This is a genomic window from Variovorax robiniae (assembly GCF_037889955.1).
Taxonomy (GTDB): domain Bacteria; phylum Pseudomonadota; class Gammaproteobacteria; order Burkholderiales; family Burkholderiaceae_C; genus Variovorax; species Variovorax robiniae.
The window spans coordinates 543,407-568,159 of the sequence record NZ_JBBKZS010000002.1 but is presented as its reverse complement, the minus strand read 5'-3'; the positions used below and the strand labels follow the sequence as shown (position 1 = coordinate 568,159).

Genomic DNA, 24,753 nt, shown 5'->3' with positions numbered 1-24,753 from the left:
TATTCCTGGAGAGTGATAGTTTTTCGAGAAGCAGACTTTGAATCGTAGCGGTGCTAGCCCCTGCGTATCAAGCCGGCGATCATGCTTGCAATCGCCAGCACGAGGAAGACGACGAACAGTATCTTCGCGATACCCACGGCGCTGGCGGCAATCCCGCCAAAGCCGAACAGGGCGGCGACCAGGGCGATCACCAGAAATACGACGGCGTAGTGCAACATGCTGAACTCCTGACCGGGGGCTTTGCCCTCGAAGTGGGGATGAACACGTTCAAGGTTTGAACGGGCGAACATCCAGCGTAAGTTGCGGTCATGGCCCGACCTGTCAGCAGCCGCGGGTGGGGCGCGTAGGAGAGCGGCGACCATGGCGAAGTGCCCGTCAGCGCCGCGGCGCCGGCAGCATCGCGCTCAGTCGCGTGCCTGCGCCGACGGTCGAGGCCACCGTGAGTTTCCCGTTGGCCGCCTGCACCCGGTGCCGCATGCCGGCCAGTCCGTGCGTGGTCGGCCGTATGTTGTTCACATCGAAGCCCTTGCCGTTGTCGCTGACTTCGACGATGACGTGGTTGTCGTAGTTCTTCAGCACGATGGTCGCTTCGCTGGCCTGCGCGTACTTTCCGATGTTGGTCAGGCACTCCTGCACCATCCGGTAGATGGTGAGCTGCCGCGATTCGTCCAGCGTCACCGGCTCCAGCGCCATCTCGACCGGGATGCCCGACTGGTCGGCAAACTCGCGCCCCAGGATCTCGAGCGAGGCCACCAGCCCCAGGTTGGACAGCGAGGACGGGCGCAGGTCCTCGATGATTCGCCGCTTCAGCGCGATGCCGCTGTTGAGCAGTTCGGTCAGGTGCTGCAGGCGCTGCAAGGCGTCCGGGGAGTCCGCCAGGCGCGACTTGAGACGCGCCACGTCCAGCTTGGCCGCGGTCAGCAGGGAGCCGAGTTCGTCGTGCAACTCGCGGGCCAGGAAGCCGCGCTCCGACTCCCGCACGTTCTGGAGATGGGTGGCCAGCTCGGCCAGTGTCGCCGTGCGCTCGCTGACCTCGGCCTCGAGCGCGTTGCGCTCGTGCTGCAGCGCCTCCTGCTGCCGCTCGCCGGCCAGGCGCAGCGCGTGGGTCTGGCGCAGGTAGAGCCAGAACGCGAACAGCCCCGCCAAGGCCACCAGTGCGATGCCCGCCCGAGCCAGCCCGAGCGACTTGCCAATCTGCGCCTGGCCCACCACCAGGGAACGATTGCTGATGGCGACGAGTTCATTGGCCTCGGCGCGGATCGCGTTCATTTCCTCGCGTCCGACGTCGGTCGTCAGGACGAATTTCCACGCATCCTCGCTGCCCCGTTCGCGCAGCCGGATGCTCACATCCATCTCGGCCAGCTTGCGCGCCACGTGGTCGGCCAGCCGTTCGGTGCGCGCCAGCTCGTCGGGCCGTGCGGCATACAGCACGCGCAGGCGGGCCAGGTTGCCGCCGATTTCCGTGACAGCCTTGTCGTAGGGCTCGCGGTAGCGCGCCTCGCCGGTCAGCAGATAGCCGCGCTGGCCGGTTTCGGCATCGACCACGCCCTGCAGCAATTCATTGAGCGCCAGCCGCGCCCGCTGTGCCTCGCCGATGTCCTCCAGCGCGCGGTTCGATTCGCGATATCCGGCCTCGTTGATGCCGATCAGCACCAGCGCTGCCAGGGCGGCCAGCGCGAGGCCGAGGGCGATCCGCGGAAACGCTACCCAGCGCATCGGGACCCCGTGAAACGTTTCGCTGTCAAATTCGGGAATAATCGACGGCGTCCGGGGAGCGGCGAATGGCGGCGTACAAGTCCGCCAGAGAACCTCGAAAGTAAATGATGATCAAGATAGGCATCGTGGACGACCACGCCATCGTGCGCTCGGGCCTTCGGCAGTTCTTCTCGGAGCACGTCGATCTGCGCGTGGCGGGTGAAGCAGCCAGTGGCCGCGAAGCGATCGAACTCGTGCGCACCACCGAACTCGACGTCCTGGTGATGGACCTTTCCATGCCCGGCCAGAGCGGCATCGACGCGCTCGCCATGATCCGCGCCAAGGCGCCCGACGTCGGCATCCTGATCCTCAGCGGCTATCCGGAAGAGCACTACGCGATGAACCTGATCCGCCAGGGCGCGAGCGGCTACCTCAACAAGGAATGCGACCCGATCGAGATCGTCAACGCCATCCGCACCATCGCGCTGGGCCGCCGCTACATCACCCCGGCCGTGGCCGAACTGCTGGCCCGCCAACTCGACCGCAAGGACGACGCCGCGCCGCACGAACAGCTTTCCGAGCGCGAGTTCCAGGTCTTCCTGAAACTGGCCAAGGGCGAGACGGCCGGCGACATCGCCAAGACCCTGTCGCTCTCCGTCAAGACGGTCAGCACCTACCGCACGCGGCTGATGGAGAAGATGAACCTGTCGTCCAACAGCGACCTCACGTACTACGCGCTGAAGAACAAGCTGATCGATTGAGTTCGAGTCCAGGTCAGCCGCCCGGTGTGTTGATTCGCGCGGCTTGCGCAATGCAGTAGTCGACCAGGGCATCGATTTCATTGGATTTGTCGAAAACGGCATCCACGCCGAGGTCGGCGCAGCGCCTGCGTACTTCGGCGGTGGCGTAGTTGCTCAGCACCACCACCTCCTGCCAGGCCTGGCGCACCAGGACTTCCTGCAACACCCCGAGGCCGCTGCCCTGCTTCAGGAACAGGTCGACGATGGCCAGGTGCCATGCCTCGCGGTTCTCGCGCAGCCAGGCGCGTGCCTCGTTCTCGGTTGCGGCATATCCCACGGCGCATACCGCGGCCAGTTCCTCAAGCGTCCCCGCCAGGTTCTCGCGAATCGTCAGGTTGTCTTCGACGATGAAAGTCTTCAATGATTGGGGCATGGCGGCGTTGTCGATCCCCGCTTGTGGACTTTCACATCATGCAAGCTGGCGGCGACTTGGCCTGTAGGACCATTCCGACCATCGCGCGACCGTAGGCATCGCCTCACACCTTCTGACGCTGCGAGCCGACCGGTTCGGTCCACGCGTAGACCTAAGGTACTCGAATGGTCGCCGCGCCCCAGCCATCACCGTCAACGACGAGAATTTCGCCTTGGCTGCGCATGGCCGTCGCGTTCGCCGTGCTGCTGGGCGTACTCGTGCTGGTGCTGCTGTTCTTCCCGTGGGACATGCTGCGCCAGCCCTTGAACCGCTACGTCAGCGAGAAGACCGGGCGCCAGTTCGAGGTCACGCGGCATCTGGACGTCCACCCCGGCTGGCGCGGCGCCACCATCGTGTTCGACGGCGTCGACTTCGCCAATCCGCCGTGGGCCCGCGAGCCCTACCTGGTGCGCGCGAAGCGGGCCGAGTTCGAGATCCGGCTCTGGCCGCTGCTCTCGGGTCAAGTCGTGATACCGCGCCTGGCACTGGTCTCTCCCACGATCAGCCTGCAGATGGAAGAAGACGGCCGGCGAACCTGGGCGCTTGGCAAGGACACCGGCGATACCTCCACGGTTCCGACCATCGGCCTGCTGCAGGTCGATGGCGGCGGCGTCGATTTCCTGGCCGAGCACCTGGGCGTCGACATCCATGCCGACTTCACCTACGACACCCAACGCGGCGAACTGCCGCTCGATTTCCGCGTCAAGGGCAAGTACAAGCGCCAGCCGCTGACGGCCGAGGGCCGCACCGGCAACGTGATGCAACTCACCTCGACGGGCCAGCCGCCGTTCCCGCTCGAGATCAAGGCCGCCGCCGGCAAGACCCATCTATCCGCGCGGGGCACCGTGGCCGCGCTGGCTGACCTGGACGGGATCGACGCCAAGTTTCAAGTCAAGGGCCAGACCCTGGGCGACCTTTTCCCGCTGCTCGGCATCGCCCTGCCGCAAACCTCGCCTTATGCGCTCGCCGGCGACCTGCACAAGAACGGCAAGCAATGGGAAGTGAAGGGCATGCAAGGCCGCCTTGGCCTCTCCGACATCGCCGGCGACATGCGTTTCGACCAGGCGCCGAAGACGCCGCGCCTCGACGGTACGCTGCGCTCGAAGATCATGGACATGGATGACCTCGGCCCGTTGATCGGCCTGCCGCCGACCGAACGTTCGGCCAAGGCCATCGAAGGCGTCGAGCCCCCGCCCAGCATTGCCCAGGTCAAGCGCGCGCGCGGCGAGCCCGCCCGCAAGGTGCTGCCGACCGCCACGCTCGACTTCGAGCGCCTCCGCGCCATGAATGCCGACGTGCAATACACCGCCGACAAGATCCGCAACGTGCGCGACGTGCCGCTGGACCGCGGCAGCGTGCATGTGAAGCTGCTGGACAGCGTGCTGACGCTGGACCCGCTGGACCTCGGCGTGGCTAACGGCAAGGTGGCGGGCGCGATCCGGATCGACGCGCGCGACGACCCGGCGGACATCCGCGCCTCGCTCGACATCCGCGGCATGCAGATCAACCGGCTGATCCCGAAGGTGGACACGCTGAAGACCAGCTTCGGCAAGTTGGACGGCCGCATCAACCTGTCAGGCCGCGGCAAGTCGGTCGCGAGCTGGCTCGGCGGCGCCTCGGGTGACGTGGCGGCCATCACCGGACACGGCGAATTCAGCAATCTGCTGCTCGAGTTTGCCGGGCTCGACGGCGGCGAGGTGATCAAGTTCATCCTGCGCGGCGACAAGACCGTGACGCTGCGCTGCGCCGCCCTGGCCTTCGACGTGAACAAGGGCGTCGCGCAGGGACGCGGCCTGGTGTTCGACACCACGGACACGGTGTTCCATGCCACCGGGCAGGCCAACCTGGCCAACGAGACGATGCGCTTCGTCATCGACCAGAAGCCGAAGGACATGAGCATTCTTTCCGTCCGCACGCCGCTGATCGTGGGCGGCAGCTTCGGTTCGCCGACGTTCGGTGTGGAGCCAGGGCCACTGGCTGCCCGGGGCCTGGCGGCTCTGGCGCTGGGCGCGGTCTCGCCTTTGCTGTCGTTGGCGGCCACCTTCGAATCCGGGCCGGGTGTGGATGCGGACTGCAAAGCCGTGCTGGCCGAAGCTGGCAAGCCTACGACCGCGGAAGCCGCGAAGGGCGCCGCGAAGGCCACCGGCGCTCGCCAGCCGCAAAACTAGGCTGGGTGAATCAGGCCGGCCGGTGCGCGCAGACGCTGCAAGCAGGATCGCGTGCGGTCCGCAGTGTGTCGAACTGCGTGGCGCGTCCGTCGAACATCAAAAGTCGGCCTGTGAGCGAGCCACCGATTCCGGCCAACAGCTTGAGCGCCTCGTGGGCCTGCAAGGTGCCGATGGTGCCGACGACCGGTGCGAACACACCAAGCACGGCACAGCGCGTTTCCTCGAACTCGGCGTCTGGCGGGAACAGGCAGGCGTAGCAGGGCGAGGCGGCATCGCGCACGTCGTACACGCTGAGTTGGCCGTCGAACCGGATGGCCGCGCCGGCCACCAGCGGCCTGGCATGCGCCACGCAGGCGCGGTTGACGGCTTGGCGCGTCGCGAAGTTGTCACTGCAATCGAGCACCACGTCGGCGTCGGCCACGAGCCGCGACAGCGCATCGTCATCGGCGCGCTGGACCAGCGCTTCCACCACGATCGCCGGATTGATCGCCAGCATCGCCTCGGCCGCCGATGCCACCTTGGCCTGGCCTTCGCGCGCGGTCGTGTGCGCGATCTGGCGCTGCAGGTTGGTCAGGTCCACCGTGTCGTCGTCGACCAGCGTGATCTTCCCGACGCCCGCGGCCGCCAGGTACAGCGCCGCCGGCGAGCCGAGCCCGCCGGCGCCGATCACCAGCGCATGCGCGGCCGACACCTGGGCCTGGCCGTCGATGCCGAACTCTTCCAGCAGGATGTGGCGCGAATAGCGCAGCAGGTCGTGGTCTTCCATGCGGCCGGCAAGAAGCTGTCGCCCCAAGAAACATCGGCCTCCGAGGAGGCCGATGTGAGGGAGATCAGTTCTCTTTCTTCTCTTCCTTGTTCTCGACGATGGTCTGCGTCTTGCTCACCACCACGGCCTGCCCCTTGAGCTGGTTCAGGGCCTGCATCAACGGGAAGTCCTTGTCGGAGCCGAATTCGGGCACCTTGCGGTCCTGCGGCGGCTTCTTGGCTTCTTCCTCGAGACGCTTGCGGGCTTCGTCGCGGGCCTTTTCGCGCTCGGGGCTCTTGTCTTCAGGACCCTGGCCGCTGTTCAGGTGCTTGTCGAGATCGGCTTCGCGCATGCGCAGCGCGGCGAAGGGGCTGCCCTCGGCGCTTTCGTCGACCAGCACGTTCGGCACGATGCCCTTGGCCTGGATCGAGGTGCCGCTCGGCGTGTAGTAGCGCGCGGTGGTGATCTTCAATCCGGTGTCGGGGCCGAGCGGGCGCACCGTCTGCACCGAGCCCTTGCCGAAGGTCTGGCTGCCCATGACGGTGGCGCGCTTGTGATCCTGCAACGCGCCGGCCACGATCTCGCTGGCCGAGGCCGAGCCTTCGTTGACCAGCACCACCAGCGGCACGGTCTTCAAGGCGGCCGGGAGGCTGCGCAGCGGGTCGCTGCCGGCACGGCGCTGGTAGAACTCCGGCGCAGCCTTGTAGATGGACTTGCTTTCAGCGAGTTGCCCGTCGGTCGACACCACGGTGACGTTCTGCGGCAGGAAGGCAGCCGAGATGGCCACGGCCGCGTCGAGCAGGCCGCCCGGATCGTTGCGCAGGTCGAGCACGATGCCCTTGAGGTTCGGGTCCTGCTTGTAGATCTCGTCGACTTTCTTCACGAAGTCGTCGACCGTGCGTTCCTGGAACTGCGACAGGCGAATCCATGCGTAGCCCGGCTCGATGACCTTGCCGCGCACCGACTGCGTGCGGATTTCCTCGCGCGTGATCGTGACGGGGAAGGTGCGGTTCTCGTCCTTGCGGAAGATGGTGAGCAGCACCTTGGTATTGGCTTCCCCGCGCATGCGCTTGACGGCCTCGTTGAGGCTCAGGCCGCGCACCGCGGTGTCGTCGATCTTGGTGATCAGGTCGTTCGGCTTGAGGCCGGCGCGGAAGGCGGGCGAGCCTTCGATGGGCGACACCACCTTGATGAGCCCGTCTTCCTGCGAGATCTCGATGCCCACGCCGACGAAGCGGCCGCTGGTGCCTTCCTTGAATTCCTTGAAGGACTTCTTGTCGAAATACTGTGAATGCGGATCGAGCCCGGACACCATGCCGGAGATGGCGTCGGAGATGAGTTTCTTCTCGTCGACCGGCTCGACATAGTCGGACTTGACCATGCCGAAGACGGCGGCAAGTTGCTGGAGTTCTTCCAGCGGCAACGGGGCCAGCGAACCGCGTGCAACGGTTTGCAATGAAACGGTGGTGAGAACGCCGGCGACGACGCCCGCTGCGACCCAACCGGTGGTCTTGAGTTTTTGGCCCATGTGGAGCTTCCTGAGAGTGGCGGCGGTGAGTGCCTGACCAATATACACACCTTCGAACAAGATTGCCCGGTGTGGTTCCGTGCAACTGTCAATGGATGTGGCTTTATGCCTTAAGCCTTACCCTGCGAAGCGACCGCCGCCGCGGCCTTGGCGGCTGCTTCCGCATCGCCCAGGTAGTAGCTGCGCAGGGGCCGCAGTTCCTCGTCCAGTTCGTAGACCAGCGGAATGCCGTTCGGGATGTTGAGGCCGACGATGTCGCTGTCGGAGATGCCGTCGAGGTACTTGACCAGCGCCCGGATCGAGTTGCCATGCGCCGCCACCACGATGCGGCGGCCGCTGCGGATGGCCGGGGCCATCGACTCGTTCCAGAAGGGCAAAACGCGCGCCACCGTGTCTTTGAGGCATTCGGTCAGCGGAATCTGATCTGCGGCCAGCTTGGCGTAGCGGATGTCGCCACGCTCGCTGCGCGGATCGTCGGCTGCAAGCGGCGGCGGCGGCGTGTCGTAGCTGCGGCGCCAGACCAGGACCTGTGCGTCGCCGTATTTCTTCGCAGTTTCCGCCTTGTTCAGGCCTTGCAGGCCACCGTAGTGGCGTTCATTGAGGCGCCAGGAATGCACGACGGGGAGCCAAGTGCGGTCCAGTTCGTCGAGCGTGTGCCACAGCGTGCGGGTGGCGCGCTTGAGCACGCTGGTGTAGGCCACGTCGAATTCATAGCCCTCTGCCTTGAGCAGGCGGCCGGCCTGCTTGGCCTGCTCGACGCCGGTCTCGGTCAGGTCGACGTCAGTCCAGCCGGTGAAGCGATTTTCGAGATTCCAGGTCGACTCGCCATGGCGAATCAGTACCAGCTTGTGCATGTGGGAGGGCCTTTGGCGTTGGGGTGCGGGATGGGCGTAACCCGCCATTCTAAAATCTCAGGCTTTGCCAAATCCAATCTCCCAAGGAACATCGTGAAATTCATCGTCGACAACTGGATGCTGCTGCTGATCATGCTCAGCTCGGGCGGCATGCTGGCCTGGCCCATGCTGCGTGGCGCCAACACCGGCACGCTGACGGCGCAGGGCGCGGTGCAACTGATCAATCGCTCGCGTGCGCAGGTGGTGGACGTGCGCGACCCGGAAGAGTTCGCGGCCGGCCATGTCACCAACTCGAAGAACGTGCCGCTCAACCAGCTCGAGGAAAAGCTGCCCACCGCCGTCAAGAACAAGACGGTGCCGCTGATCCTGGTCTGCGCCACCGGCGCCCGCGCCAATCGCGCTGTGGCCACCGCCAAGAAACTGGGCTACGAACAGGCCCAAGCCATCGCCGGCGGACTCAAGGGCTGGAAAGACGCTAACCTGCCCATTGAAAAGACCTGAACCCGCACATGCAACCCGTCAAGATGTACACCACCGCCGTTTGCCCTTATTGCATTCGCGCGAAGCAGATCCTGAAGTCCAAGGGCGTCGCCCAGATCGAGGAAATCCGGATCGACATGGACCCTGCCGCACGCGCAACCATGATGGAAGTCACGCAGCGCCGCACGGTGCCGCAGATCTTCATCGGCGACACGCACGTGGGTGGCTGCGACGACCTCATCGCGCTGGACGGCAGAGGCGGACTAATACCTCTTTTGCAGGCTTCCTGACCGTTCGTCGAGCCTGACCGCCGCATGCGGCGGGCCATAATCCATCGCTCTTACAAGCAAGCCCGCAGGGGGACCTCCGCGGCGGGCGCCCATTTGAAAATCGAAAGCTCAGCATGGCCGACAACACCCAAGACCCCGTTTTCCAGATCCAACGCGTCTACCTCAAGGACCTGTCGCTGGAACAACCCAATTCGCCCGCCATCCTGCTCGACTCGGAACAGCCGACCGTGGACATCCAGCTCGGCGTGGACGCCCAGCCCGTGGCCGACGGCATCTATGAAGTGAGCGTTTCCGCCACCGTGCAGACCAAGATCAAGGACAAGACCGTGTTCCTGGTCGAGGCCAAGCAAGCCGGCATCTTCGAACTGCGCAACCTGCCGCAAGACCAGATGGGCCCCATCCTGGGCATCGCCTGCCCGCAAATCGTCTACCCGTACCTGCGTGGCAACGTGGCCGACGTGATCCAGCGCGGCGGCTTCCCGCCGGTGCACCTGGCGGAAATCAACTTCCAAGCGATGTACGAGCAGCAGCAGGCCGCCGCCCAGGCGACGCCCGCCGTCACGCAATAAGGCTTGAAGGGCCCCGTCGCCGCATGAAGATTTGCGTCCTCGGCGCAGGGGCCTGGGGCACCGCGCTCGCGGTGAACGCGGGCGCGCGCCACGGCGTCACGCTGTGGGCCCGCGACGCGGCGCAAGCCCGTCACATGAATGCCGCGCGCGAGAACGCGCGCTACCTGCCCGGCACATCCTTTCCGGAAAAGCTGTCGGTGCAATCGGGCGAGGCTGCGCTTGCATACGCAGGCGCCGACCTTGTCATCATCGCCACCCCCATGGCCGCCTTGCGCGGCCAACTGCACTTGTTGCGCGATCTGAAGGTGCCGGTGGCCTGGCTGTCCAAGGGCGTCGAGCCCGTGGTCGACGTGGCGCAGCCCTTTGGCCTGCTCGCGCATGAGATCCGGGCGCAGGTCGCGCCGGACCTGATGGCGGGCATTCTCAGTGGTCCGAGCTTTGCGCAAGAAGTGGCGCAGGGTCGGCCCACCGCGCTGGTGGCTGCCAGCTCGCATGCGCAGGTTCGCGATCTGCTGGTCGAGGCCTTTCATGGGCCGGCGCTGCGGGTCTACGGCAACGATGACATCGTAGGCGTGGAGGTCGGCGGGGCGGTGAAGAATGTGCTGGCGATTGCCACTGGCTTGTGCGATGGGCTGGCGCTGGGGCTTAATGCCCGCGCCGCGCTCATCACGCGTGGGCTGGCGGAGATGACGCGCTTCGGCGTCGCGCTGGGCGCAAAGGCGGAGACGTTCATGGGCCTGTCGGGCCTGGGCGACCTGGTGCTCACCGCCACCGGAGATCTGTCACGCAACCGGAAGGTCGGGCTGTTGCTGGCGCAAGGCCGCACGCTGGCCCAGGCCGTCGATTCGCTGGGCCATGTGGCCGAGGGCGTGTATTGCGCGCGTACGGTGGTGCAGCGGGCGCGCTTGCTGGGCATCGAGATGCCGATTGCCGAAGGCGTGGTCGCGCTGCTCGACGGGACGAGCAGCCCGGCGCAGGCGCTCGCGAACCTGATGGGGCGCGAACCTTCGGCCGAGCCAGGCTGATCAAGTTCTCCTCAGACCGCGTCCTCGTCCTGAGGGCTTGCGCGTGGCAGATCTTCCCGGCGCAGTCAAAGTCTCCTTGCGTTTATTTCACTGAAGTCAGGTGGTAGTCGGGTGATGGCTGATTGAAGCAAGCACCGGCATCGGTTAGCGTGGGCGCCTCATTCCCAAAGGAGACAGCCATGGCCCGTCGGCACACACTTTCGCTCGCACTTTCACTGGCCGCCGTCGCGGCGCTGGCGGGTTGCGGCTCCGGGGGACCAATGTCCTCCTCGGGCGCAAAGCCCATGAGTTTCTTCCTCACCAGCGTCAATCCCGGCCAGGGCGCCAACTTCGGCGGCCTTGCGGGCGCGGACAAGTATTGCCAGGACCTGGCCGCCAAGGCGGGTGCGGGCGGGCGTACATGGCGTGCCTACCTGAGCACCACCGGCAGCGGCGGCGTGAACGCGCGCGACCGCATCGGCAAGGGCCCCTGGTACAACGCCAAGGGCGTGATGGTGGCGGCCAATGTCGACGAGTTGCACGGCGCCAACATGCTGAACAAGCAATCGGCATTGACGGAAACGGGGCAGACGATCATGGGGCGCGGCGATGCGACCAACATGCATGACGTGCTGACCGGCTCGTCGCCCGACGGCCGTGCGATGCCGGGCGACAAGGACACCACCTGCGGCAACTGGACCAAGAGCGGCGACGGATCGGCGATCGTCGGCCACCATGACCGCACGGGGCTGGATGAATCGGCGCCGGCCAAGTCGTGGAACTCGTCGCATGGCACGCAGGGCTGCGGCATGGATGCGCTCAAGAGGACGGGTGGCGCGGGCTTGATGTACTGCTTCGCGAGTAACTGAGGCCTCCCGGCTTTTCACTTCGCTTCGCTACGTGTAATTCGCCACCTCCCGAGGAGGGTACCCCACCTGCGGCCCGGCGGAGCCGGTTCCGCGGTGCGTTGCTGGAAGGAAAAGGGGGCGGCGGGGCGCCTTGCTACACAGGCGCGTAGGCCAGGCGCACGTAGATCGGGGCGAAGGCCTCGGCCTGCGTGATCTCGATCAGCGTTTCCTTGCCCAGTTCGAGCATGGCGATGAAGGTCACGATCAGCACCGGCACGCCGAGTTCGACCTCGAACAGATTCTCGAACTCGATGAACTGGCGGCCCTGGAGCTTCCGCAGCACGATGCTCATGTGCTCGCGCACGCTGAGTTCCTCGCGCGAGATCTTGTGGTGCTGTACCAGCCTGGCGCGCTTGAGGATGTCGGCCCAGGCATCGCGCAGGTCGATCACGTTGACATCCGGGAAGCGCGGCTTGAGCGACTGCTCGATGTAGACCTGCCCCTTCCAGAAGTCGCGGCCATGCTGCGGCAGGGCGCTGATGGCGGCGGCCTGCATCTTGGTCTGCTCGTATTCGAGCAGGCGGCGCACCAGTTCGGCGCGCGGGTCTTCCGCTTCTTCGCCCTCGGCCGTCTTGCGCGGCGGCAGCAGCATGCGCGACTTGATCTCGATCAGCATGGCCGCCATCAGCAGGTACTCGGCCGCGAGCTCCAGGTTGGTGCGGCGCACTTCGTCGACATAGGTCAGGTACTGGCGGGTGAGGCCGGCCATCGGGATGTCGAGGATGTTGAAGTTCTGCTTGCGGATCAGGTAGAGCAGGAGGTCGAGCGGGCCTTCGAAGGCCTCGAGGAAGACCTGCAGCGCCTCGGGCGGGATGTAGAGGTCGTTCGGCAGGGCGAACAGCGGCTCGCCGTAAAGGCGTGCGAGCGCGACCTGGTCGACTACCTCAGGCATGGTGGCCACCAGCGTGGCGCCTTCGTCGTCGGCGATCTCGCTGTTCATGGAGTGCGTTTTGATGCGACAGCGCGCCGCGCATGAATGGCGGCGCCACGGACCGGATCGGCTTACTTGACCTGCGTCTGGTAGACGTAGGGTTGCTGGGGCACTTCGCCTTCGGCGTACTCGTCCTGCAGGCTGCGGTCGACATGCTTGTCCCACAGGAGGGCGCGTCCGGCGCGCTGCTCCGCCTCGAGGTTGGGCTTTTGCCGCTTCAACTCATCGATGAAGTTGGTGACGTCGGAGCGGTAGTGGGGTCGATTGAAGATGGACATAGACTGAGCCTTTGGTCGCGAATTTTACCGGGGACGGCATGGCAAAGGTGAGACAAGGCATTTTCAGGGCCGGGCGGACGCGCCTGATGGCCCTCGGGTTGGGCGCATTGCTCGCGCTTTCTGCGTGTGACAACAAGAACATCAGCGAGCTGGAAGAAGGTGTTGCCGCCGAATCCGACGTGCGCGCCAGGTTCGGCCAGCCGGAGAACATCTGGGACGGCCCCAACGGCGGCCGCATCCTCGAGTACAACCGCCAGCCCGCAGGCCAGAAGAACTACATGATCACCATCGGCGCCGACGGCAAGATGAGTGCGTTGCGCCAGGTGTTGACGCCCGAGAACTTCGCCAAGGTGCAGCCCGGCATGTCGATGGAGAACCTGCGCAAGATGCTCGGCAAGCCGGCCAAGGTGACGCCGTATCCACTGAAGAACGAATACGAATGGGAATGGCGCTGGATGCAGCCACCGAATTCGCCGATGGTGTTCACGGCGGTGCTCAACAGCGACCAGCGCGTGGTGCGCGGCGGGTCCTCGGCGGATCGGGGTGTGGAGAAACAGTAGCCAGACCTTCGCGCGATTCCTGCGTCCTCGGCACAAGGAGGTTCAGTGATCATCGTCCTCAGGCGCCGCCCGCAGCGGCTCGACCCTCGCCGCCGCCAGTTCCGCAGCAAAACCTGAGCGCTCGAACTCTTCGCGGGGCTGTCGCTGCAAGGATTCGATGCGCAGCAAGCCGTCGCGGGAAAGCACGGCCTTGTGCAACTGGCGCAAGGCATCGAGGCCGGTGGCATCGATGGAGATCAGGTGCATCGCGTCCAACACCACCGTCATGCCGCGGGGCGCGCGTTCCACCGAGCTGATGGTCTCGTCGAGCCGGGCCGCGGCGCCGAAGAACAGCGCGCCGTAGAGCCGGTAGGTGATGACTGGCGGCTGCATCGAGACCAGCTCGACCGAGAACAGCGAGTTCATGCGCCGGATGAACAGCGCGCAGGCCAGCACCACGCCGGCCTGCACTGCCACCGTGAGGTCGAACACGACCGTGAGGAAGAAGGTGCCGAGCATCAGCAGGCGGTAGTGGCGGCTGAAATGACGCAGGCGGTAGGGCGTGAACTCGCGCCACTCGCCCATGTTCCAGGCCACGAAGAGCAGGATGCCGGCGAGCACCGACAGCGGCACATGCACGGCCAGCGGCGCGAGCAGCAGCACCACGGCCAGCAACGTGAGCGCGTGCACGATGCCGGCGACGGGCGAACTGGCGCCCGAGCGCACATTGGTCACGGTGCGTGCGATGGTGCCGGTGGCCGGCATGCCGCCGAAGAAGGGCGAGACGACGTTGGCGATGCCCTGCGCCATCAGCTCCTGGTTGGGGTCGTGGCGCGGCTGGCCGCTGATCTGGTCGGCCACGCGCGCGCACAGCAGCGATTCGATCGCGCCCAGCAAGGCGATGGTCAGGGTCGGCGTGACGAGTTGCTTGACGGTCTCCCAACTGAAGGCGGGCAGCTCGAAAGCCGGCAGCCCTTGCGGAATGCCGCCGAAGCGCGTGCCGATGGTCTCGACCGGCAACTCGAAGGCCCACGCGGCCAGGCTCAGCGTGACGAGCGCGACGATTGGCCCCGGCATGCGCGCCCCCAACTGGACGGCCTTCGCTTCGAGCACGCGCCTGACCACCCGGTGCATTTTCTGGCCCAGCATCGATTCGCCACGCAGCAGCAACGGCCAGACGAACAGGCCGACAAGGCACGCGATGCCAAGCCCGAGCGCATACGGGTTGACCGTGTGGGCATGCGCGGCCAGGGTCTGCAGTTGCGAGAACATGTCGGCCGGCATCTTGTCGATGCGCAAGCCGAACCAGTCCCGCAGTTGCGAGATCAGGATCAGCATGGCGATCCCGTTGGTGAAGCCGACCACGATCGACACCGGCACATAGCGCACCAGCGTGCCGAGCTTGAAGAGTCCGAGCAGGAACAGCAGCACGCCGGCGCAGGCGGTGGCGATCAGCAGGTTGGCCAGCCCGTAGCGCTCCAGGATGCCGTAGACGATGACGATGAATGCGCCGGCCGGCCCGCCGATCTGCACGGCCGAGCCACCGAGCAGCGAGATGAGGAAGCCCGCGATGATCGCGGTCCACAGGCCGGCCTCGGGCTTGAGGCCGGAGCCGATGGCGAAGGCCATGGCGAGCGGCAAGGCCACGATGCCGACCGTCGCGCCGGCGCCGATGTCCTTGAAGAAGCGTGACCTGTCGTAGCTCGCCAGCGTGTCGATCAGCCGAGGGCGGAAGCGGGCGAGTTGGGGACGGGAAGGCATGCGCCTATTGTGTGCGCAGCCTTCCGATGAATGGGCCTACTTGCTGTCCGGCAACACCGCATCGGCGGCTGCGCCGATGACCTTGCCGCCGATCTTGGCGGTGCCGATGGCAGCGTCCGCCGCGAGGCCGACCGCGCCCGCGCCGACGCTGACCGCGGTGCTGGCAACAGTGACCACGGCGCAGCCGCCGAGCAAGCCAAGGAGTGCAGCAAGCACGGCAGCGATGACCAGGCGTTGAGATTGACGCGTCATGGCCCGATTCTGAACCTCAACGCACCCGCATGCCAGGGGTCGCGCCAGGCCACGGTTCGAGCACGTGAATGCCGGGGTGGGCCTTCTCGTCCGCATGGCTGGCGGCCAGCACCATGCCTTCGCTGATGCCGAACTTCATCTTGCGCGGGGCGAGGTTGGCGACCAGCACGGTGAGCTTGCCGACCAGTTGCTCGGGCTCGTACGCCGAAGCGATGCCGCTGAACACATTGCGAGTCTGCGGTTCGCCGGCATCCAGCGTCAGGCGCAGCAGCTTGGTCGAGCCCTCGACTTTTTCGCAGGCCAGGATCTTCGCGATGCGCAGGTCGATCTTCGCGAAGTCGTCGATGCTGATGGTCGGGGCCAGGGCTTCGCCGCCGGGAGCGTTGGGGTCGCTGGCGGGAGCGGCGGCAGCCTTCGCCGCTTTCTTGGCGGGCGCGGCGGCGGGGGCTGCTGCAGCGGGCTCATCCGACTCGAACAGCTTGTCCAGCATGGCCGGATCGACACGCTGCATCAGGTGCTTGTAGTCATTGATTGCATGGCCTGCGCCGAGCGCCTTCATCGCATCGGGCCATTGCAGCGCCTCGATCTTCAGGAAGGACTCGACGCTGCCGGCCAGCGCGGGCAGCACCGGCTTGAGGTACAGCGCGAGCAGGCGGAAGGCCTCGATGCAGACCGTGCACACATCGTGCAGGCGCGCCTCCATGTCCGGCTTCTTGGCCAGCTCCCAGGGCTTGTTGGCATCGACGTATTCGTTGACGCGGTCGGCCAGCGCCATCGTGTCGCGCAGGGCGCGGGCATAGTCGCGGCCGTCGTAGAGCGCGCGGATGTTGTCGGCTTCGGCGCGCAGCGTGGCCAGCAGGGCTTCGCCGTCCGCCGTCACCGCACCCAGCTTGCCGCCAAAGCGCTTGCCGATGAAGCCGGCGCTGCGGCTCGCGATGTTGATGAACTTGCCGACCAGGTCGCTGTTGACGCGGGCCACGAAGTCGTCGGGGTTGAAGTCGATGTCCTCGTTGCGGCCGCTGAGCTTGGCGGCGATGTAATAGCGCAGGTGCTCGGGGTTCAAGCCCACCGAGAGGTAGCGCAGCGGGTCGATGCCGGTGCCGCGACTCTTGCTCATCTTCTCGCCGCTCACCGTCAAGTGGCCGTGCACGAAGATGTGGTCGGGCGCCTTGCGGCCGCTGAAGTGCAGCATCGCCGGCCAGAACAGCGTGTGGAAGGTGATGATGTCCTTGCCGATGAAATGCACCTGCTCCAACTCGGGGTCGGCCATGTACTCGGTGTAGCTGATGCCGTCGCCGCCCAGCTCGACGCAGCGCTTGTCGAGCAGGTTCTTCAGCGAGGCGAGGTAGCCGATCGGTGCATCGAGCCAGACGTAGAAGTACTTGCCCGGCGCATCGGGAATCTCGATGCCGAAGTAGGGCGCGTCGCGGCTGATGTCCCAGTCGCCGAGGCCGCCCTTGCCTTCGTCGTCCTTGTAGAGCCATTCGCGGATCTTGTTCTGCACCTCGGGCTGCACGTGGCCGGCCGCGGCGGTCCACTCTTTCAGGTAGGCCTCGCAGCGCGGGTCGGACAGCTTGAAGAAGAAGTGCTCGGAGCTGCGCAGCTCGGGCTTGGCGCCGGACAGCGCGGAATAGGGCTCGATGAGTTCGGTTGGCGAGTAGACGGCGCCGCAGACTTCGCAGTTGTCGCCGTACTGGTCCTTCGCGTGGCAGTTGGGGCACTCGCCCTTGATGAAGCGGTCCGCGAGGAACATCTTCTTCTCGGGGTCGTAGAACTGCTCGACGCTGCGGGTCTCGATGAGCCCGGCCGCGTCGCGCAGGTCGCGGTAGATGGCTTGCGCGAGCTCGTGGTTCTCTGGCGCGTCGGTGGAATGCCAGTTGTCGAAGGCGATGTGGAAGCCGTCGAGGTACTGCTTGCGGCCGGCCGCGATGCCGGCGACGAACTGCTGCGGCGTGACGCCGGCCTTGTCGGCCGCGATGGTGATGGCCGCGCCGTGGGCGTCGTCGGCGCAGACGAAGTTGACCTCGGCGCCATTCATCCGCTGGAACCGCACCCAGATGTCGGCCTGGATGTATTCCATCATGTGGCCGATGTGGAACTTGCCGTTGGCGTAGGGCAGGGCGGTGGTGACGAAGAGCTTGCGCGGGGCGGTCATGGACAAGGGCGCTTTCCGGGGGAGGCAGACAGAAGACGGGGTGGTGCGGCCGCGGGCACGCTGGCCGGGCCGGACCCGCATTTTAGGTGGGCTGGCCGTGCGATGCTCTCGCCATGCGATATGCCGCTTTTTTCCGCAACCTGAACCTCGGGCGGCCGAATTGCCCGACGCGGGTGCAATTCGAGCAGGCCTTCATCGATGCAGGGGCAATGGCGGCGCAGTCCTTCCTGACCAACGGGACGATCGCGTTCGATGTGGGCGAGCGCGCGGTCGATGCCTTGCTGGACGAAGCTGCGCAGTTGCTGGCGACCCGATGCGGACTGCGCGAGCCGGGCTTCGTGCGCGAACTGTCGTACCTGGCCGCGCTGGCCAAGGTGGCGCCTTTCGAAGGCATCGACCGCTCGACGGTCTACGAGTTATGCATCACCTTCCTACACGCCGATGCGGTCGTGCCGCAGGACCTGCCCGTCATCTCGCCACGCGGCGACGTCCAGATCGTCCATGTGACGGACGCCGAGGTGCTGAGCGTTGCGCACAAGTTCGGCCAGAGCCCGGGCAGCCCGAACGCCTACCTGGAGAAGTCGTTGGGCCTGCCCGCCACCACGCGCGCCTGGAACACCGTGCTGCGCATGCTCGACAAGCACGGTTGAAGTGCGCAGTCCCGGCGTATGCTTTCGGACCTCGGCGGCCTTCGGCCCGCCCGACCCCATTCCTCGTTCCACGGAACCTCACCGATGACCACACCCATCCCCGCAACCCTCATCCCCGGCGACGGCATCGGCCCCGAGATCGTCGATGCCACGCTGGCCGCGCTCGATGCGCTGAAGGCGCCTTTCGAATGGGACCGGCAGATCGCCGGCCTCGGGGGCGTGCAGACCTCCGGCGACCCGCTGCCCAAGGCCACGCTGGACAGCATCCGTCGCACGCGCCTTGCCCTGAAGGGGCCGTTGGAAACGCCATCGGGCGGCGGCTATCGCTCGTCGAACGTGCGGCTGCGCGAAGAGTTCGGGCTGTATGCCAACCTGCGGCCGGCGCGCACCATCGTGCCCGGTGGTCGCTTCGACAAGATCGACCTGGTCGTGGTGCGCGAGAACCTCGAAGGCCTGTACATCGGCCACGAGCATTACGTGCCGATCGACGGCGACCCGCATGCGGTGGCGATGGCGACTGGCATCAACACGCGCCAGGGTAGCCGGCGCCTGCTCGAATACGCCTTCGAGACGGCCGTCGCGACGGGCCGCAAGAAGGTCACGATCGTGCACAAGGCCAACATCATGAAGGCGCTGACGGGCATCTTCCTGGAGACCGGCCTGGACCTCTACGAGCGCAAGTACAAGGGCCAATTCGAGCTTGACACGGTGATCATCGACGCCTGCGCGATGAAGCTGGTGCTCAATCCCTGGCAGTTCGACATGCTGGTGACGACCAACCTGTTCGGCGACATTCTGTCGGACCTGGTGGCGGGGCTCGTGGGCGGACTGGGCATGGCGCCGGGCGCGAACATCGGCGCCGATGCGGCCATCTTCGAGGCGGTGCACGGCTCGGCGCCGGACATCGCCGGCAAGGGCATCGCGAATCCGACCGCGCTGCTGCTGGCCGCTGCCTTGATGCTGGAGCATTGCAAGCTGCCGGAATTGGCCACGCGCCTGCGCCAGGCGATCGACGACACGCTCAACATCGACAAGGTGCGCACCGGCGACCTCGGCGGCAGCGCTGGCACGGCCGCGTTCACGAAGGCGCTGGTGAGCCGCATCGCGGGAGGTTGAAGACGCCATGTCGACCACCTTGCCCGTCCTTTCGCTGATCGAGACCCGCGTGCTCGGCGTGCTGGCCGAGAAGCAGCGCACTGTGCCCGACAGCTATCCGCTGACCGTCAATGCAGTGGTCGCCGGCTGCAACCAGAAGACCAGCCGCAACCCGGTGCTGGAGGTGACCGACACCCAGGCGCAGGCCGCGCTCGACAGCCTCAAGGGCTACAGCCTGGTGTCGGAGTCCAGCGGAGGCCGCGCCTTCCGCTACGCCCACAACGCGGACCGCGTGCTCAAGGTGCCGTCGCAGTCGATCGCACTGCTGACCGTGCTGATGCTGCGTGGCCCGCAGACGCCAGGGGAGTTGCGCATCGCTTGCGACCGCATGCACAACTTTGCTGACATCTCCTCGGTGGAGGCCTTCCTGGACGAACTGGCCGAGCGGCCGGCCGGCGCGCTGGTGGTCAAATTGGCGCGCCTGCCGGGCGCACGCGAGAACCGGTGGGCGCATCTGCTGAGCGGTCCGCCGTCGGAAGATGCCGCGGGGCCTGAGCCGGGGCGGGCGGAAGCTTCGCTGGGCGAAGTCGCCGCGCTCAAGGCCAACGTCGCCCGGCTGGAATCGGAGTTGGCCGAACTCAAGGCGCTGGTGGCACGCGTATGCACTGAACTTGGAATCGAAGGAACATCGTCAACATCATGAACAACAACTCAAGCGGTATCGGCCGCGAAGTCCTGGCCACCTGGCACCAACTGGTGCGCGAGCGCAATTCGAAGGGCCTGGAAGCCTTGCTGGCGAACGATGCGGTCTTTCATTCGCCGGTGGTCCACACGCCGCAGGTCGGCAAGGCGGTGACGCTGCAGTACCTCACGGCCGCCTTCCATGTGTTCTTCAATCCGAGCTTCCGCTACCTCCGCGAGACGGTGGCGGCCGACCATGCGGTGCTGGAGTTCCAGGTCGAGATGGACGGCATCGCCGTGAACGGCGTCGACATGATCACCTGGAACGACGTGGGCCAGATCGTCGAGTTCAAGGTCATGCTGCGCCCGCTCAAGGCCATCAACCTGATCCACCAGAAGATGGGGGCGATGCTGCAGGCCGGGCACCAGCAGCAGTGATCAACCGGGCTAGGGACAACTGCCGACCACGTAATAGCCCGGGCCTGTGTGCTTCAGCGTCGTCGAGAAGAAGATGTTCCACAGACCCATGTATTGGTTGGAACCGTTGGCGTAGGCGAGCCACATCACCACGTGAGCACGGCCGGCGCTGACGTGCGCGTAGTTCGAGGACGTGAAGCACGTGGTGGCAGTGCCACCGGTCGTGCTGCCGCTGATCGGAGTGGACGGCGAGCCTTCGAGCCCGCTGTCGTCAAGGGCGGCGACGGTCCATGAATAGGACGTGCCGGGTGCCAGGCCGGTGTCGGTGAAGGTCGTGGCGGCGACGGGCGATGCGGTTGCCTTGCTGCCGTTGCGGTAGACGTTGTAGCCGCTGGCGCCGCTCACGGCGGCCCAAGCGAGGGTCATGCTGCTCGATGTTGCTGCGGACAGCGTGACGCCCGTCGGTGCGGGCAGCGTCCCTGGTCCTGTGCTGCCAGAGGCGAGTTGGTCGACCATCGCCTTGATGGCGACCTGCTGGCTGCCGGCGCGCTGGGCGAAGTTGCTGCCATACCAGCCGATCCAGTCCCAGCAGCCGTTGCCATTGGGCAGCGATCCGCTGGCCGACGTGGGGCGTTGCGTGTTGTCGACGCGGGTCTGCGGGAACAGCACGACGATGCGGTTGGTATCGGCCCAGCGGGTGTAGCCGGTGTTCTTCAGGAACTTGTCGCCGACGGTGGCGTAGTTCTGCAGGCAGCCGTGCAGCGCCACATGCAACCGGCAAGCGGTGGCGCCACCCGCGCAGGCGGACGGCACGTAGACCCATCCGGTCGGCGCCATGCCGGGATTGCTGGTGAATGCGCTCTGGTCGAACTCGATGTAGTTGGCGGCGGCCGGCGTGTCGTTGCGGGCGTTGAGCGGGCCGTAGAAGCGCGTCAGCGCGGCCTTGGCGCCGTCGTAGCCGCAATTGCTGATGTACGGAGACGAGGCCGAATTGCAGTTGTTGTTGCCGGTGCCGTCGAAATCGGTCGGAAAGGTGTGGGCGGTGCTGGCGCGCTTCACGTAGTCCAGGTTGGCGACGGCCACGCCGTTGGCGGTGTACTGCGTCTGCACGGCGTTCATCGGGTTCGGGCCGACGGTGGTGTCGCTGTTGCCGACGAACAGGTAGATCTTCTGCTGCGCGACGCTGGCCTTGTCGTCGATCGCGGTGCTGCTCCAGTTGTTGATGTCGGCCTGCATCGTGTTCAGCATCTGGCTGCTGATCGAGGCGTTGTACATGCAGGCCGTGTAGTTGCTGTGGCCCGCGCACATGTAGGGCCCGCCGGCGAAGACGCCGACGCCATGGAATGTGGACGAGTAGGCATAGCCAAGCTGGTTGGCCATGAAGCCGCCGGACGACAGGCCGGACACGGTGGTCTGGCTGGCGTCGATGTTCAAGCGGGGCAGTGCGACTGCGGCATGTGCCGCGAGACCGGGAAGCATCATCGCCGTGACGGCGGCGAGAACGACGATTCGCTTGCGCATCGAGTGGTCTCCTTGGGCACGGTGCAGGGTGCACGGAACGCGGGGCCGGGGGCGTGCAGTGTAGCGAGAGGGTGCCTCTGTTCAAAGGGCGCCGCTTCGACGAACATGCGCGTGGCCGCGTAGGCCGACACCGCAGGAGCGAGCCCATGACCACCGATGCCATCCCCTTCGGAAACTGGAATCCCACGGATGTCTGGCGCCAATGGCTGCAGCTTGCGCCGAACTCGCTGGTCCAGCCGATATTGCCGGTGACGTTCAATATCAACAGCAACAACTCCACGGCGCCGCAGACCGAGGCCAACGTGGTCGCGGTGCACAGCTATGGTCGGCAGATCGGCCGCATCTCGGATGCGCTGCGTGCGTTGATCCTCGCGGAGCATCCGACGCCAGCCGAAAGGGAGCCGTTCGCGGATTTCCTGGCGATGTGGGACGAGATCGAGCAGGTCAAGACGGGCAGCGCGACTGCGCGGCTGGAACAGATCGCATCCGATCTCGCGCTGCTCAAGAAGAAGGATCGCGAGGAGTTCAAGCGCGTGCGCGACGCGATGCAGCAGGCGCTTGACGGGACGAAATGATCGCGAGCCGTTGAAGGCTTCGCATCTCAGTCGAGTACAGCCCCGCAACTCAGGTTGGCCACGGTGCCGGTCATCGCCGCTGCATGGTCCGAGGCAAGGAACACGGCCGTTTGCGCCACCTGCTCCAGCGTGGGCAGTCGCTTCAGCGCCGTGCCTTCCGCAGCGCCATCGAGCATCTGCGCGACGGTCAGCCCGCTGGCCTCGGCCATCGGCCGGAACACCTCGTGCGAATGCGAGCCTTGCGCGGACGCCTCGGGCGTGGCATGCGGTCGCAGGCACAGCACGCGAATGCCTTCGGGCCCGAGTTCAGCGGCGAGCACACGCGTGAACACTTCCACTGCGGCGCAGGTCATGCAGTAGCCGATGATCCCCGGTGCGGCCATGCGCGAACCCGGCGTGGACATCGTGAGGATGACGCCCGAGCGGTGCTTCACCATCTGCGCCGCGATGGACTTCGCGGTGATGAAGTTGCAGCGCGCATAGCTGTCGATGGGGTGGAGGTAGTCGGCGAGCGCAAGCTGAAGCACCGGTACGCCCTGCACGTGCGCGAAGCCCACGGTATTGAGTGCGATGTCGATGCGGCCCGCTTCGGCCACGACCGAAGCGGTATGCGCCTCGACCGCTTCGGTATCCAGCGCATCGACGACGGCCGTGGAAGCGGTGCCGCCCAGCGCGCGGATCTCCGTCGCGACCGCATCGAGCTTGACCGCCGTGCGGCCGGCCAGGAAGACACGCGCACCCTCGCGCGCAAACGCACGCGCCACGGCGCCACCCATCGCGCCACCGCCGCCGTGGATCACGGCCACCTTGTTCGAGAGCAGCATTGCAGCGCCTTCGTGCGATCAGTCGCTTTGCGTGATCACCATCCACGGCATGCCGAAGCGGTCCGCGACCATGCCGAAGGAGGAGGCGAAGAAGGTCTTGCCCAGCGGCATCTGAATCGTGCCACCCTTGGCGAGTGCGTCGAAGATGCGCTTCGTCTCGGCGTCGTCCTTGGTGGTGATCGATTGGCAGAAGCCCTTGAACTCCGGCTTGCCGTTCGCATAGCCATCGGAGGCCATCAGCAGTGATTCGCCGAGGGTGAACTCGGCATGCATGATCTTGTTCTCGTTGCCCGGTCCGCAGCCGGGGGCGCCGTCCTTCGGCGGTTCGGGGTTGTCCTTGAAGCGCATCACCATGCCGAGCTTCGCGCCGATGGCGGAGCGGTAGAACTCGAGCGCCTCTTCACAGCGGCCGTCGAAGAAAAGGTAGGGCTGTACTTTCATGATGTTTCTCCTTGGGGTGGGGGTCAGGGGGTGGCGGGCATGGCGGCCATGTCCATCCAGGCGAGTTCCCAGAGATGGCCGTCCAGGTCCTGGAAGCCATGCTGGTACATGAAGCCATGGTCGTTGGCCTTGTTGGGCGTGGTGCCACCAGCGGCCACGGCCTTGGCGACCATGTCGTCGACCTCGCCGCGGCTGTCGCATGACAGGCACACCAGCACTTCTGTGCTCTTGTGCGCGTCGCTGATCGGCTTGGGCGTGAAGGTCTTGAAGAAGGGCTCGACCAGCAGCATCACGAAAGCCTCGTCGCTGACGATCATGCAGGTCGCGTTCTTGTCGGTGAACTGGGGGTTGAACTTGAAGCCGAGGGCGGTGAAGAAGGCCACCGACTTGTCGAGGTCCTTGACGGGCAGGTTGACGAAGATCTTGGTGCTCATGCAGTTCCTTGTCAGATGAAATCGGGATGTTTGTGTACGCCGTCCACAAAAGATAGCAGACATAATGGACAGCGTCCACATTCGAAACAAATGCGCACACAAACGCCCCAGCCACCCGCCCGCAGCAGCTATCGGCATGGGGACCTGCGGCGTGCGTTGCTGGATGCGGGCATCGAACTCGCGCGTGGTGGCGGCCCGGAGGCGGTGGTGCTGCGCGAGGCGACGCGCCGGGCTGGCGTCGTGCCCAACGCGGCCTATCGCCACTTTGCGAGCCGGCTGGATCTGCTGCGGGAAGTCCGCGCGGCGGCGCTGTCGGCAGTGGCTGCGGCGATGGAAAAGGAATTGGCCGCGGTGCCGGCCAAGGGCAAGGCGGCCGACATTGCGCGGGCCGGCCTACGTGCCGTCGGCACGGGCTACCTGCGATTCGCTCGGGCCGAGACGGGGCTTTTTCGCACGGCCTTCTTCGCGGAGCCCGAAGTTTTCGGTGCGGTGTCGGCGGGGCCGGAGGCTCAGGGGCCGGGCGGTTTGAATCCCTTCCAACTGCTCGGCGCTGCGCTGGACCGCATGGTCGCCGCGCGCGTGCTGCCCGTGGCGCGGCGGCCGGGCGCAGAGTTCCTGGCGTGGGCATCGGTTCATGGCCTGGCCTTGCTCATCATCGACGGTCCCTTGCGGGGCGCGCTGGACAACCAGGTCGAGGCCTTGGGGCAGCGCTTGCTGGACATGGTGGAAGCGGGGATTTAGCGCGG

29 protein-coding genes are annotated in these 24,753 nt (G+C 66.0%); 14 read left to right on the top strand and 15 right to left on the bottom strand.

The genetic code is table 11. From position 1 onward, the window contains the following. Positions 1–53: 53 nt before the first annotated feature. A complete protein-coding gene (locus WKW79_RS06875; protein WP_340334355.1) occupies positions 54–218 on the bottom strand; it encodes a DUF1328 domain-containing protein in 165 nt (54 codons plus the stop codon). Between the two features lie 157 nt (positions 219–375). Beyond that, on the bottom strand, positions 376–1,716 hold the full coding sequence (locus tag WKW79_RS06870) for a CHASE3 domain-containing protein (RefSeq protein ID WP_340334354.1): 1,341 nt from the start codon (positions 1,714–1,716) through the stop codon (positions 376–378). A 107-nt stretch (positions 1,717–1,823) separates the two neighbouring features. Between WKW79_RS06870 and WKW79_RS06865 the strand changes: the two genes are divergently transcribed. After that, a complete protein-coding gene (locus tag WKW79_RS06865; RefSeq protein WP_019656595.1) occupies positions 1,824–2,456 on the top strand; it encodes a response regulator in 633 nt (210 codons plus the stop codon). A 13-nt stretch (positions 2,457–2,469) separates the two neighbouring features. Here WKW79_RS06865 and WKW79_RS06860 read toward each other — a convergent pair whose 3' ends face one another. Further along, the gene (locus tag WKW79_RS06860) at positions 2,470–2,868 is read right to left on the bottom strand and encodes a response regulator (RefSeq protein ID WP_340334353.1); all 399 of its coding nucleotides are present in this window, start codon (positions 2,866–2,868) and stop codon (positions 2,470–2,472) included. Positions 2,869–3,089: 221 nt separating this feature from the next. On the opposite strand from WKW79_RS06860, the gene WKW79_RS06855 reads away from it, so the two are divergent. Beyond that, on the top strand, positions 3,090–5,075 hold the full coding sequence (locus WKW79_RS06855) for an AsmA family protein (RefSeq protein ID WP_340334352.1): 1,986 nt from the start codon (positions 3,090–3,092) through the stop codon (positions 5,073–5,075). Positions 5,076–5,085: 10 nt separating this feature from the next. Here the strand turns inward: WKW79_RS06855 and WKW79_RS06850 are convergent, their stop codons facing one another. The 3 genes from WKW79_RS06850 to gpmA all read right to left on the bottom strand — a co-directional run bounded on the left by WKW79_RS06850 (position 5,086) and on the right by gpmA (position 8,202). Beyond that, complete coding sequence (locus WKW79_RS06850) at positions 5,086–5,841, bottom strand: HesA/MoeB/ThiF family protein (protein ID WP_340334351.1); 756 nt, start codon at positions 5,839–5,841, stop codon at positions 5,086–5,088. Positions 5,842–5,905: 64 nt separating this feature from the next. Next, complete coding sequence (locus tag WKW79_RS06845) at positions 5,906–7,348, bottom strand: S41 family peptidase (RefSeq protein WP_340334350.1); 1,443 nt, start codon at positions 7,346–7,348, stop codon at positions 5,906–5,908. Positions 7,349–7,458: 110 nt separating this feature from the next. Next, positions 7,459–8,202: a 2,3-diphosphoglycerate-dependent phosphoglycerate mutase gene (gene gpmA, locus WKW79_RS06840; protein ID WP_340334349.1), complete on the bottom strand. Its 744-nt coding sequence runs from the start codon at positions 8,200–8,202 to the stop codon at positions 7,459–7,461. A 93-nt stretch (positions 8,203–8,295) separates the two neighbouring features. Here gpmA and WKW79_RS06835 point away from each other — a divergent pair, with 93 nt between their 5' ends. From WKW79_RS06835 to WKW79_RS06815, 5 genes are all read left to right on the top strand, one after another. Further along, entirely contained in the window at positions 8,296–8,703 is a 408-nt protein-coding gene (locus tag WKW79_RS06835; protein WP_340334348.1) for a rhodanese-like domain-containing protein, read from the top strand. A gap of 8 nt (positions 8,704–8,711) precedes the next feature. Then, positions 8,712–8,972 (top strand): glutaredoxin 3, encoded by a 261-nt coding sequence (gene grxC, locus WKW79_RS06830; RefSeq protein WP_340334347.1) that lies wholly within the window; start codon positions 8,712–8,714, stop codon positions 8,970–8,972. A gap of 113 nt (positions 8,973–9,085) precedes the next feature. Then, entirely contained in the window at positions 9,086–9,541 is a 456-nt protein-coding gene (gene secB, locus WKW79_RS06825; protein ID WP_340334346.1) for a protein-export chaperone SecB, read from the top strand. 23 nt (positions 9,542–9,564) lie between these two features. Further along, the gene (locus WKW79_RS06820; RefSeq protein WP_340334345.1) at positions 9,565–10,566 is read left to right on the top strand and encodes an NAD(P)H-dependent glycerol-3-phosphate dehydrogenase; all 1,002 of its coding nucleotides are present in this window, start codon (positions 9,565–9,567) and stop codon (positions 10,564–10,566) included. Between the two features lie 179 nt (positions 10,567–10,745). Then, positions 10,746–11,414 carry a hypothetical protein gene (locus tag WKW79_RS06815; RefSeq protein ID WP_340334344.1) on the top strand — a complete coding sequence of 223 codons (669 nt, stop codon included), beginning with the start codon at positions 10,746–10,748 and terminating at the stop codon, positions 11,412–11,414. Positions 11,415–11,547: 133 nt separating this feature from the next. On the opposite strand, the gene WKW79_RS06810 is transcribed toward WKW79_RS06815, so the two are convergent. Both WKW79_RS06810 and WKW79_RS06805 read right to left on the bottom strand, forming a co-directional pair. Beyond that, the gene (locus WKW79_RS06810) at positions 11,548–12,393 is read right to left on the bottom strand and encodes a segregation and condensation protein A (RefSeq protein ID WP_340334343.1); all 846 of its coding nucleotides are present in this window, start codon (positions 12,391–12,393) and stop codon (positions 11,548–11,550) included. Positions 12,394–12,455: 62 nt separating this feature from the next. Next, on the bottom strand, positions 12,456–12,662 hold the full coding sequence (locus WKW79_RS06805; RefSeq protein ID WP_340334342.1) for a DUF3460 family protein: 207 nt from the start codon (positions 12,660–12,662) through the stop codon (positions 12,456–12,458). 86 nt (positions 12,663–12,748) lie between these two features. Between WKW79_RS06805 and WKW79_RS06800 the strand changes: the two genes are divergently transcribed. After that, entirely contained in the window at positions 12,749–13,222 is a 474-nt protein-coding gene (locus WKW79_RS06800; protein WP_340334341.1) for an outer membrane protein assembly factor BamE, read from the top strand. 42 nt (positions 13,223–13,264) lie between these two features. Here WKW79_RS06800 and WKW79_RS06795 read toward each other — a convergent pair whose 3' ends face one another. From WKW79_RS06795 to metG, 3 genes are read right to left on the bottom strand one after another with little or no spacing between them, the layout of a single operon-like run. Further along, positions 13,265–14,962, bottom strand: a complete 1,698-nt coding sequence (locus tag WKW79_RS06795) for a SulP family inorganic anion transporter (protein ID WP_340334340.1) — start codon at positions 14,960–14,962, stop codon at positions 13,265–13,267. A 36-nt stretch (positions 14,963–14,998) separates the two neighbouring features. After that, on the bottom strand, positions 14,999–15,214 hold the full coding sequence (locus WKW79_RS06790) for a hypothetical protein (RefSeq protein ID WP_340334339.1): 216 nt from the start codon (positions 15,212–15,214) through the stop codon (positions 14,999–15,001). A 16-nt stretch (positions 15,215–15,230) separates the two neighbouring features. Further along, entirely contained in the window at positions 15,231–17,369 is a 2,139-nt protein-coding gene (gene metG / locus WKW79_RS06785) for a methionine--tRNA ligase (protein WP_340334637.1), read from the bottom strand. 113 nt (positions 17,370–17,482) lie between these two features. Here metG and WKW79_RS06780 point away from each other — a divergent pair, with 113 nt between their 5' ends. The 4 genes from WKW79_RS06780 (at position 17,483) to WKW79_RS06765 (ending at position 20,233) form a co-directional block, all read left to right on the top strand. Next, positions 17,483–18,019, top strand: coding sequence for a DUF1697 domain-containing protein (locus WKW79_RS06780; protein WP_340334338.1), 537 nt, complete (start codon positions 17,483–17,485; stop codon positions 18,017–18,019). Between the two features lie 84 nt (positions 18,020–18,103). After that, a complete protein-coding gene (locus WKW79_RS06775; protein ID WP_340334337.1) occupies positions 18,104–19,135 on the top strand; it encodes an isocitrate/isopropylmalate dehydrogenase family protein in 1,032 nt (343 codons plus the stop codon). Positions 19,136–19,142: 7 nt separating this feature from the next. Then, positions 19,143–19,817, top strand: coding sequence for a YceH family protein (locus tag WKW79_RS06770; RefSeq protein ID WP_340334336.1), 675 nt, complete (start codon positions 19,143–19,145; stop codon positions 19,815–19,817). Continuing rightward, on the top strand, positions 19,814–20,233 hold the full coding sequence (locus WKW79_RS06765) for a nuclear transport factor 2 family protein (RefSeq protein ID WP_340334335.1): 420 nt from the start codon (positions 19,814–19,816) through the stop codon (positions 20,231–20,233). Before WKW79_RS06770 ends, WKW79_RS06765 begins: the two co-directional genes overlap by 4 nt. A 9-nt stretch (positions 20,234–20,242) precedes the next feature. On the opposite strand, the gene WKW79_RS06760 is transcribed toward WKW79_RS06765, so the two are convergent. Beyond that, positions 20,243–21,733 carry an extracellular catalytic domain type 2 short-chain-length polyhydroxyalkanoate depolymerase gene (locus WKW79_RS06760; protein WP_340334334.1) on the bottom strand — a complete coding sequence of 497 codons (1,491 nt, stop codon included), beginning with the start codon at positions 21,731–21,733 and terminating at the stop codon, positions 20,243–20,245. 146 nt (positions 21,734–21,879) lie between these two features. Between WKW79_RS06760 and WKW79_RS06755 the strand changes: the two genes are divergently transcribed. Next, the gene (locus WKW79_RS06755; protein ID WP_340334333.1) at positions 21,880–22,308 is read left to right on the top strand and encodes a hypothetical protein; all 429 of its coding nucleotides are present in this window, start codon (positions 21,880–21,882) and stop codon (positions 22,306–22,308) included. A 26-nt stretch (positions 22,309–22,334) separates the two neighbouring features. On the opposite strand, the gene WKW79_RS06750 is transcribed toward WKW79_RS06755, so the two are convergent. Genes WKW79_RS06750 through WKW79_RS06740 form a run of 3 tightly spaced genes read right to left on the bottom strand, consistent with a single transcriptional unit; the run spans position 22,335 to position 24,007 of the window. Then, a complete protein-coding gene (locus tag WKW79_RS06750; protein WP_340334332.1) occupies positions 22,335–23,132 on the bottom strand; it encodes an SDR family NAD(P)-dependent oxidoreductase in 798 nt (265 codons plus the stop codon). An 18-nt stretch (positions 23,133–23,150) separates the two neighbouring features. After that, positions 23,151–23,573, bottom strand: coding sequence for a VOC family protein (locus WKW79_RS06745; RefSeq protein WP_340334331.1), 423 nt, complete (start codon positions 23,571–23,573; stop codon positions 23,151–23,153). A 23-nt stretch (positions 23,574–23,596) separates the two neighbouring features. Then, the gene (locus tag WKW79_RS06740) at positions 23,597–24,007 is read right to left on the bottom strand and encodes a VOC family protein (protein ID WP_340334330.1); all 411 of its coding nucleotides are present in this window, start codon (positions 24,005–24,007) and stop codon (positions 23,597–23,599) included. 90 nt (positions 24,008–24,097) lie between these two features. On the opposite strand from WKW79_RS06740, the gene WKW79_RS06735 reads away from it, so the two are divergent. Beyond that, entirely contained in the window at positions 24,098–24,748 is a 651-nt protein-coding gene (locus WKW79_RS06735; protein WP_340334329.1) for a TetR/AcrR family transcriptional regulator, read from the top strand. Positions 24,749–24,753 lie beyond the last annotated feature (5 nt).

Coding starts and splice junctions, on each gene's coding strand:
- WKW79_RS06875 (WP_340334355.1), bottom strand. CDS start 218: ATGTTGCACTACGCCGTCGTATTTCTGGTGATCGCCCTGGTCGCCGCC.
- WKW79_RS06870 (WP_340334354.1), bottom strand. CDS start 1,716: ATGCGCTGGGTAGCGTTTCCGCGGATCGCCCTCGGCCTCGCGCTGGCC.
- WKW79_RS06865 (WP_019656595.1), top strand. CDS start 1,824: ATGATCAAGATAGGCATCGTGGACGACCACGCCATCGTGCGCTCGGGC.
- WKW79_RS06860 (WP_340334353.1), bottom strand. CDS start 2,868: ATGCCCCAATCATTGAAGACTTTCATCGTCGAAGACAACCTGACGATT.
- WKW79_RS06855 (WP_340334352.1), top strand. CDS start 3,090: ATGGCCGTCGCGTTCGCCGTGCTGCTGGGCGTACTCGTGCTGGTGCTG.
- WKW79_RS06850 (WP_340334351.1), bottom strand. CDS start 5,841: ATGGAAGACCACGACCTGCTGCGCTATTCGCGCCACATCCTGCTGGAA.
- WKW79_RS06845 (WP_340334350.1), bottom strand. CDS start 7,348: ATGGGCCAAAAACTCAAGACCACCGGTTGGGTCGCAGCGGGCGTCGTC.
- gpmA (WP_340334349.1), bottom strand. CDS start 8,202: ATGCACAAGCTGGTACTGATTCGCCATGGCGAGTCGACCTGGAATCTC.
- grxC (WP_340334347.1), top strand. CDS start 8,712: ATGCAACCCGTCAAGATGTACACCACCGCCGTTTGCCCTTATTGCATT.
- secB (WP_340334346.1), top strand. CDS start 9,086: ATGGCCGACAACACCCAAGACCCCGTTTTCCAGATCCAACGCGTCTAC.
- WKW79_RS06820 (WP_340334345.1), top strand. CDS start 9,565: ATGAAGATTTGCGTCCTCGGCGCAGGGGCCTGGGGCACCGCGCTCGCG.
- WKW79_RS06815 (WP_340334344.1), top strand. CDS start 10,746: ATGGCCCGTCGGCACACACTTTCGCTCGCACTTTCACTGGCCGCCGTC.
- WKW79_RS06810 (WP_340334343.1), bottom strand. CDS start 12,393: ATGAACAGCGAGATCGCCGACGACGAAGGCGCCACGCTGGTGGCCACC.
- WKW79_RS06805 (WP_340334342.1), bottom strand. CDS start 12,662: ATGTCCATCTTCAATCGACCCCACTACCGCTCCGACGTCACCAACTTC.
- WKW79_RS06800 (WP_340334341.1), top strand. CDS start 12,749: ATGGCCCTCGGGTTGGGCGCATTGCTCGCGCTTTCTGCGTGTGACAAC.
- WKW79_RS06795 (WP_340334340.1), bottom strand. CDS start 14,962: ATGCCTTCCCGTCCCCAACTCGCCCGCTTCCGCCCTCGGCTGATCGAC.
- WKW79_RS06790 (WP_340334339.1), bottom strand. CDS start 15,214: ATGACGCGTCAATCTCAACGCCTGGTCATCGCTGCCGTGCTTGCTGCA.
- metG (WP_340334637.1), bottom strand. CDS start 17,369: ATGACCGCCCCGCGCAAGCTCTTCGTCACCACCGCCCTGCCCTACGCC.
- WKW79_RS06780 (WP_340334338.1), top strand. CDS start 17,483: ATGCGATATGCCGCTTTTTTCCGCAACCTGAACCTCGGGCGGCCGAAT.
- WKW79_RS06775 (WP_340334337.1), top strand. CDS start 18,104: ATGACCACACCCATCCCCGCAACCCTCATCCCCGGCGACGGCATCGGC.
- WKW79_RS06770 (WP_340334336.1), top strand. CDS start 19,143: ATGTCGACCACCTTGCCCGTCCTTTCGCTGATCGAGACCCGCGTGCTC.
- WKW79_RS06765 (WP_340334335.1), top strand. CDS start 19,814: ATGAACAACAACTCAAGCGGTATCGGCCGCGAAGTCCTGGCCACCTGG.
- WKW79_RS06760 (WP_340334334.1), bottom strand. CDS start 21,733: ATGCGCAAGCGAATCGTCGTTCTCGCCGCCGTCACGGCGATGATGCTT.
- WKW79_RS06755 (WP_340334333.1), top strand. CDS start 21,880: ATGACCACCGATGCCATCCCCTTCGGAAACTGGAATCCCACGGATGTC.
- WKW79_RS06750 (WP_340334332.1), bottom strand. CDS start 23,132: ATGCTGCTCTCGAACAAGGTGGCCGTGATCCACGGCGGCGGTGGCGCG.
- WKW79_RS06745 (WP_340334331.1), bottom strand. CDS start 23,573: ATGAAAGTACAGCCCTACCTTTTCTTCGACGGCCGCTGTGAAGAGGCG.
- WKW79_RS06740 (WP_340334330.1), bottom strand. CDS start 24,007: ATGAGCACCAAGATCTTCGTCAACCTGCCCGTCAAGGACCTCGACAAG.
- WKW79_RS06735 (WP_340334329.1), top strand. CDS start 24,098: ATGCGCACACAAACGCCCCAGCCACCCGCCCGCAGCAGCTATCGGCAT.